Below are 6,505 nucleotides of genomic sequence, written 5' to 3'. Positions count from 1 at the left end.
GCCAGCATCGCGTCGAGCGCGCCGCTCACCCGTGCGTCGTCGCGGGCCGCCTTGCGGCCGGTCACCGGATACGCCCCTTCTTCTCTCGCCGGGCGGCCACGGGGACCGCACGCGGACCCTCCTGTCGTCGAGGCAGTAGGTCGTGCGATCCGGCGCCGTCCCTCCCGCCACGGAGTGCCGGGCAGGTCGGCGGGTGGGACGGCGCGGGCGGGTCGTCGAGCTGTACGAGGGGGAGCCGACGACCCGGCCGCTTCTTGCGAGGCACTCATTCAAGCGGCCCGTGCCCTCTCGCGGCAGAGCACGCAGCGGCATGATCCGGGCATCGCGTTCACACCCCGTGTGAACCGTGCTGGACTAAGCTCGTCGCGACACGCACATGGGGGGGCGATGGAGCCCAACGTCCTGCTCGAATCCCTGATCGACGAGGCGGGTGTGTCCCGTGCGGGGCTCGCCGCTCACGTCAACCAGGCCGGCCGTGCCCGCGGTCTGCGCCTGAGGTACGAGCACACCGCGGTCTCGCGGTGGCTCAAGGGCCAGCGCCCTCGCGGGCAGGTGCCGGACCTGGTCTGCGAGGTCCTGAGCGCCAGGCTGGACAGGTCCGTCACGCTCGACGACATCGGCATGGGCGTCTCGGGAGCCCCCGCGGCGACGCACGGCCCACCGCTCTGCGGATTCGTCGAGCACGCCACCGCACTGTGGCGCTCCGACGAACAGCGGCGCGCCCACCTCTCCACCGCCGCGGCCGTCACGGGGACGCCCGCCGTGATGCCCGTGTGGGAGTGGGAGAACCCGCCCGAGGACGCCGACGTCTCACGACCGGGGCCCTCCCGGGTGGGGCCGGCCGACATGGCGATGCTCCGGGCGGCACGGTCCCACTACGAACAGATGTACCGCAAGGCGGGGGGCATCGCGACCAGGCCCCGCGTCGTCGGCTTCCTCAACGCTCGGACGGCGCCGCTGCTCCGGGGCGGGTACGGCGACGCGCTGGGACGCCGGCTGCACCGCGCGGCCGGCGGTCTGGTGGCCGTCGCCGGGATCTGCGCCTACGACTCCGACGCGCACGGACTCGCGCAGCGCTACTTCCACCAGGCCCTGCGTCTCGCCAAGGCCAGCGGCGATCGGGGCCTCGGCGCCTACGTGATCGCACTGCTGGTCAACCAGTCGCTGTTCCTGGCCGACCACCGCGGGTCCGTCGCCTTCGCCGAGGCGGCGCTGCGGGCCGCCGGCCCGCACCTCACCCCGGCCCTGGCCGCCGACCTGTACGCCATGCAGGCCAAGGCCTACGCGCGGCTCGGTGACCGGCCGAGCGCCCTGGAGCGCATCCGCCGGGCGGAGACCGAGGCCGGCCGCGTCCGTCCCGGGCGCGAGCCGGACGAGACCGGATACGTCCAGCCGGGCCTCGTCGACGTCCAGGTCGCCGAGGCGCTGCTCGGTCTCGGGGATCTGGCCGGGGCCCGGGAGCACGCCGCGGCGGCCGTACGCTCCCCGGCGCACGACCGCGGCAGAGTGCACCGGCTGGCCATGCTCTGCCATCTGGAACTGCTGCAAGGAGAGGCGGACAAGGCGGCCGGCACGGCCTCCGACATGGCGGAACACGCCCGCGGCATGGAGTCCCAGCGGGTCCGCGACCGGCTGCGCTCGGTGCGCGAACTCCTGGCCGCGAGCGGCTGCGCCGACGCGGAGGCGACGGCCGGCCTGATCGACGGGGCGCTGCGCGTGCCCCTGTGAGCCTCGCCCGAGCCGCCCGGGCCCGTTCCCCTGCGGTCCGGCCCCTGCTCCGATGTTGTCATCAACCAGTCGGAAGGTGGCAACACTGTGCAATGGGCGAACGTAAACGAACAGGCTGTGTACGCGAATCCCTGGTTCCGGGTCAACCTGGCGGATGTCGTCCTCCCCGACGGCCGTCATCTCGACCACTTCGTCATCCGGCTCCGGCCGGTCGCCGCGGCGACGGTCGTCAACGAGGCGAACGAGGTTCTCCTGCTGTGGCGGCACCGCTTCATCACCGACAGCTGGGGCTGGGAGCTCGCGGCGGGCGTGGTGGAGGACGGTGAGGACGTCGCCGCCGCGGCGGCCCGGGAGATGGAGGAGGAGACGGGCTGGCGGCCCGGCGAGCTGAGCCCGCTGATCACGGCCGAGCCGGCCGGCGGCCTCACCGACTCCCGCCACCACCTCTTCTGGGCGCGGGAGGCCACGTACACCGGCCGCCCGGTGGACGACTTCGAGTCCTCGCGCCGCGAGTGGGTCCCGCTCGAGCTCGTCCCCGACATGATCGCGCGGGGGCAGATACCGGCGGCGGCCATGGCCGCCGGCCTGCTGATGCTCCATCACCTGCGGCTCGGCTGAGGGCGGTACGGGTGCCGGGAGCCGGCCCTGCGTTCGCGGACCGGCCCTCGGCGGAACACCGCGAACTCAGTCGTACGGGTAGAACCCCGACCCCGTCTTGCGGCCCAGCCGGCCCGCGTCGACCATGCGCTGGAGCAGCGGGGGAGCGGCGTACAGGGGCTCCTTGTACTCCGCGTACATCGAGTCGGCGACCGAGGCCACCGTGTCCAGACCGATCAGGTCCGCGAGCTTGAGCGGGCCCATCGGGTGGGCGCAGCCCATCTCCATGCCGTTGTCGATGTCCTCGCGGCTGGCGATGCCCGACTCGAACATGCGGATCGCGGAGAGGAGGTACGGGATCAGCAGGGCGTTGACCACGAAACCGGACCGGTCCTGGGCGCGGATGGCGTGCTTGCCGAGGACGTCCTGCACCACCGCCTCGGCGCGCTTGATCGTCGCGTCCGAGGTCGTCAGCGCGGGGATCAGCTCGACGAGCTTCTGGACCGGAGCCGGGTTGAAGAAGTGGATGCCGATGACCTGGTCGGGCCGGGAGGTCGCCACCGCCAGCTTCACCAGCGGGATGGAGGAGGTGTTCGAGGCGAGGATGGCGTCCGGCCGTGTCACCACCTGGTCGAGTACCTGGAAGATCTCGGTCTTGACCTGCTCGTTCTCCACGACGGCCTCGATGACGAGGTCACGGTCGGCGAACTCGCCGAGGTCGGTCGTGAAGCTGAGGCGGCCGAGCGTCTCGTCGCGCTCCTCCTCGGTGATCTTGCCGCGTTCGGCGGCCTTCGAGAGGGAGTTGTGCAGGCGGGTACGCCCTATCTCCAGCGCCTCGCCGGTGGTCTCCGCCACCATGACCTCGAGGCCGCTGCGGGCGCACACCTCCGCGATGCCTGCGCCCATTTGGCCACAGCCCACCACTCCGACGCGTGCAATGTCGGCCATAGAGTCCGTCACCTCGTGCCTTTCGCTGATCCTCGTGCGGCAGTATCCGTCTGATTCCGGGGACCGCCTCGACCCCACGACGTTACTCCGGGACGCGGCACCCGTGGCCTGCGGGTCGCGGAGCGGGAGGCGGGGCATGACCTGCGTCACGGCAGCCGGAGCGACACATGAGGACACAGAGAGACGAAAGGCGCGATCGATGCGGCTCAGTGGCCGAAGGTCTTTTGTGATGAGCGCGGCGGGGATGCTCGCCGCCCTGATGACGGCGGGTGACGCCGTCGCGGCGCCCCGGCCGGGTGCCGCGGTGCCCGTGCCGGGTGCGGGTGCCGTCCCCGGGCGCCGCAGGGCCTCGGAGGGCGGGATGCGCGGGATGTGGATCTCCACCGTCGCCAACGTGGACTGGCCCTCGCGGTCCGGTCTGACGGCCGCCGCCCAGCAGGCGGAGCTGACCGGCCACCTGGACCGTGCGGTCGACCGCAGACTGAACGCCGTCGTCCTCCAGGTCCGGCCGACCGCCGACGCGCTCTGGCCGTCCCCCTACGAGCCGTGGGCCCAGTGCCTCACGGGGGTCCAGGGCAAGGATCCGGGCTGGGACCCGCTCGGCACCGCGGTCGTCGAGGCGCACGCCCGCGGGCTGGAGCTGCACGCCTGGTTCAACCCGTACCGGGTGGCGAACCACACCGACCCCTCCCGGCTCGTCGCCGACCACCCGGCGCGGGTGCACCCGGACTGGGTCGTCCCCTACGGCGGCAAGCTCTACTACGACCCGGGCCTGCCCGAGGTGAGGGAGTTCGTGCAGGACGCGATGCTCGACGCGGTGAGCCGGTACGCCGTCGACGCGGTCCACTGGGACGACTACTTCTACCCCTATCCGGTGGCGGGCGAGGAGTTCGACGACGACGACACGTTCGCACGGCACGGCGGCGGCTTCGCGGACCGGGCGGCCTGGCGGCGCGACAACATCGACCGGCTGGTGCGTGAGACCTCCGCACGGATCAAGGAGACCAGGAGCGGTGTCCGGTTCGGGATCAGTCCCTCGGGCGTGTGGCGCAACAAGGCGACCGACCCGCTGGGCTCCGACACGAGCGCGGGCGTGCAGACGTACGACGACCTCCACGCCGACACCAGGAAGTGGGTGAAGGAGGGGTGGATCGACTACATCGCACCCCAGATCTACTGGGAGATCGGCCTCGCGGCGGCGGACTACGCGAAGCTGGTGCCCTGGTGGGCACAGACCGTCCGCGGCACCGGGGTCGGCCTGTACGTCGGGGAGGCGCTGTACAAGGCGGGTGACCCCGCCCAGTCGGCCGCCTGGCAGGATCCGGCTGAACTCTCCCGCCACCTCACGCTCGCCGCGGACCATCCGGAGGTGGGTGGTCACCTGTTCTTCTCCGCGAGGCATGTGAAGGCCGACCCGGTCGGGGCGATGGCCCGTGTGGTGGCCGACCACTACCAGGCGCGGGCACGCGCCCCGCGCTGAGCGGACGGGCGCGCCCGGACCCGGGGGCGGCCGGCGCTTCCGGGTCCTACCGGCCGCTGTCCTCGGTGCCGTGCTGGACGACGCTGTCGGGGCCGGGGGACCTGATCGACTCGTGTCCGTCCTCGAAGCGCAGACGGTAGGGCGGGCCGCCTCCGTCACCGAGCACCTCGACGATCTCTGCGACCTGGTCGTGCTGTCCCACGGTCCTGCCGTGCGTCAGCAGCCTGTCGCCCGTGTGTGCCTCCATCGGGAGTGACCTCCTCGCGGGTGGCGGTATGTATGTCGACAAGTCTATGACTGTCGGCCGTCCCCGCCTCCCGTACGGGCCGGTGCTCCGTCTCCCGTACGGGCCGCTCCTCCGTCTCCCGCACGGGAGGCCGCACCGCCCGCCGTGCGCCGGCCCGCCCGCTGGGTGACGGCGATGCAGAACAGGACGGCCACCGCCGCCAGCGGTGCGGCGGCGGAGACCTCCTCGCCGAGTGCCAGGAAGGACCAGACCAGGGTGAGCAGCGGCTGTGCCAGCTGCAGCTGACTGGCACGCGGCACGCCGATCTCGGCCATGCCCCGGTACCAGACGTACAGGCCGAGGAAGGTCGATCCGGCCGCCACCCAGACCAGCCCGGTCACCCCGTGCGCCGTGAGGTGCACCGGCTCGGAGGGCAGGGCCAATGCCGCCCCGGCCACCGCGAGCGGCAGGCAGAGGACGAGGGCCCAGCCGATCACCTGCCAGCCCGGCATGATCCGCGCCAGCCGCCCGCCCTCCGTGTACCCGGCCGCGCAGACCAGCAGGGCCCCGAACAGGTACAGGTCGCCGCCCGAGAGCGCTCCGCCGCTCTGCTGGACCGTGAAGACGATGACCACGGCGGCTCCCGCCAGCGCCGCGATCCAGAAGGCGCGCGGCGGGCGTGAGCCGGTGCGCAGCGCCGCGAACAGGGCGGTCGTCAGCGGCAGCAGACCCACCACCACCGCCGCGTGCGAGCTGGTGGACGTCTGCAGGGCCAGGGTGGTCAGCAGCGGGAACCCCACCACGACACCGCCCGCGACGACCGCCAGGCCACCCCAGTGCCGGCGCTCCGGCAGCGGCACCCGGCCCGCCAGCAGCGCGCAGAGCGCGATCAGTGCGGCGAGCAGGCTGCGCAGGGCGACCAGGGACCAGGGGCCGAAGCTCTCCAGCCCCCAGACCGTGGACGGGAAGGTGAGGGAGAAGGCGACCACGCCCAGCCCGGCGAGCAGTACACCGCCGCGCGCGGTCCCGTGGGCCGGGGATGCGGCGGCGACCGCTATCGGCTTGCGTCCAGTAGCGCTATCCTGTGCTGTCATGCGAGAGAGTAGCAGTGCCTCCGATCTGGTCGTACGGTTGAGGGGCGAGCTGAACCGCTACTCACCCGGTGGGAAGCTGCCGTCCAGCAGGGCGCTGGTGCAGCGCTTCGGAGTCAGTCCGGTGACCGTCTCCCGGGCCGTCGCGCAACTGGCCGCCGAAGGGCTCGTCGTCACCCGGCCGGGTGCGGGGGCCTTCCGGGCCGAGCCGCGCACCGCCGCCCCCGTGCCGGGCGACACGTCCTGGCAGGAGGTCTCCCTGAGCGGTGACGGCGGACCCGAGGCCGTGCCCCGGACGGTCGACGCCTCGGGGGTCCTGGTCACGCTCGCCGCCCCGCCGCCGGGCGTCATCGAGTGCAACGGCGGCTATCTGCACACCTCGCTCCAGCCGGAACGCGCCATGGCGGCGGCCCTCGCCCGCGCGGGCCGCCGCCC

General features: G+C 72.9%; 7 protein-coding genes. 4 read left to right on the top strand and 3 right to left on the bottom strand.

Going from position 1 to position 6,505, the window contains the following annotated elements:
* The first annotated feature begins 387 nt into the window (after window positions 1-387).
* Together ABZ371_RS27335 and ABZ371_RS27330 are read left to right on the top strand one after the other, a co-directional pair.
* Window positions 388-1,728, top strand: a complete 1,341-nt coding sequence (locus ABZ371_RS27335) for a transcriptional regulator (RefSeq protein ID WP_358684345.1) — start codon at window positions 388-390, stop codon at window positions 1,726-1,728.
* 87 nt (window positions 1,729-1,815) lie between these two features.
* Complete coding sequence (locus ABZ371_RS27330; RefSeq protein WP_358684343.1) at window positions 1,816-2,346, top strand: NUDIX domain-containing protein; 531 nt, start codon at window positions 1,816-1,818, stop codon at window positions 2,344-2,346.
* A gap of 66 nt (window positions 2,347-2,412) precedes the next feature.
* Here the strand turns inward: ABZ371_RS27330 and ABZ371_RS27325 are convergent, their stop codons facing one another.
* Entirely contained in the window at window positions 2,413-3,273 is an 861-nt protein-coding gene (locus ABZ371_RS27325; protein WP_358684341.1) for a 3-hydroxybutyryl-CoA dehydrogenase, read from the bottom strand.
* A gap of 226 nt (window positions 3,274-3,499) precedes the next feature.
* On the opposite strand from ABZ371_RS27325, the gene ABZ371_RS27320 reads away from it, so the two are divergent.
* Complete coding sequence (locus ABZ371_RS27320; protein ID WP_358684339.1) at window positions 3,500-4,753, top strand: family 10 glycosylhydrolase; 1,254 nt, start codon at window positions 3,500-3,502, stop codon at window positions 4,751-4,753.
* A gap of 46 nt (window positions 4,754-4,799) precedes the next feature.
* On the opposite strand, the gene ABZ371_RS27315 is transcribed toward ABZ371_RS27320, so the two are convergent.
* Complete coding sequence (locus tag ABZ371_RS27315) at window positions 4,800-5,000, bottom strand: DUF1918 domain-containing protein (RefSeq protein WP_358684337.1); 201 nt, start codon at window positions 4,998-5,000, stop codon at window positions 4,800-4,802.
* Window positions 5,001-5,044: 44 nt separating this feature from the next.
* Window positions 5,045-6,073, bottom strand: coding sequence for a DMT family transporter (locus ABZ371_RS27310; protein ID WP_358684335.1), 1,029 nt, complete (start codon window positions 6,071-6,073; stop codon window positions 5,045-5,047).
* Between ABZ371_RS27310 and ABZ371_RS27305 the strand changes: the two genes are divergently transcribed.
* A partial coding sequence (locus ABZ371_RS27305; RefSeq protein ID WP_358684333.1) for a winged helix-turn-helix domain-containing protein occupies window positions 6,072-6,505 on the top strand: 434 nt, incomplete at its 3' end. The two genes, ABZ371_RS27310 and ABZ371_RS27305, sit on opposite strands and share 2 nt — an antisense overlap.

Source organism: Streptomyces sp. NPDC005899, assembly GCF_040629645.1.
In the GTDB taxonomy this organism is placed as follows: Bacteria; Actinomycetota; Actinomycetes; order Streptomycetales; family Streptomycetaceae; genus Streptomyces.
Note: the sequence above shows the minus strand (reverse complement) of the source record. Positions and strands in the feature narration are given on the sequence as shown.

Coding starts and splice junctions, on each gene's coding strand:
- ABZ371_RS27335 (WP_358684345.1), top strand. CDS start 388: ATGGAGCCCAACGTCCTGCTCGAATCCCTGATCGACGAGGCGGGTGTG.
- ABZ371_RS27325 (WP_358684341.1), bottom strand. CDS start 3,273: ATGGCCGACATTGCACGCGTCGGAGTGGTGGGCTGTGGCCAAATGGGC.
- ABZ371_RS27315 (WP_358684337.1), bottom strand. CDS start 5,000: ATGGAGGCACACACGGGCGACAGGCTGCTGACGCACGGCAGGACCGTG.
- ABZ371_RS27310 (WP_358684335.1), bottom strand. CDS start 6,073: ATGACAGCACAGGATAGCGCTACTGGACGCAAGCCGATAGCGGTCGCC.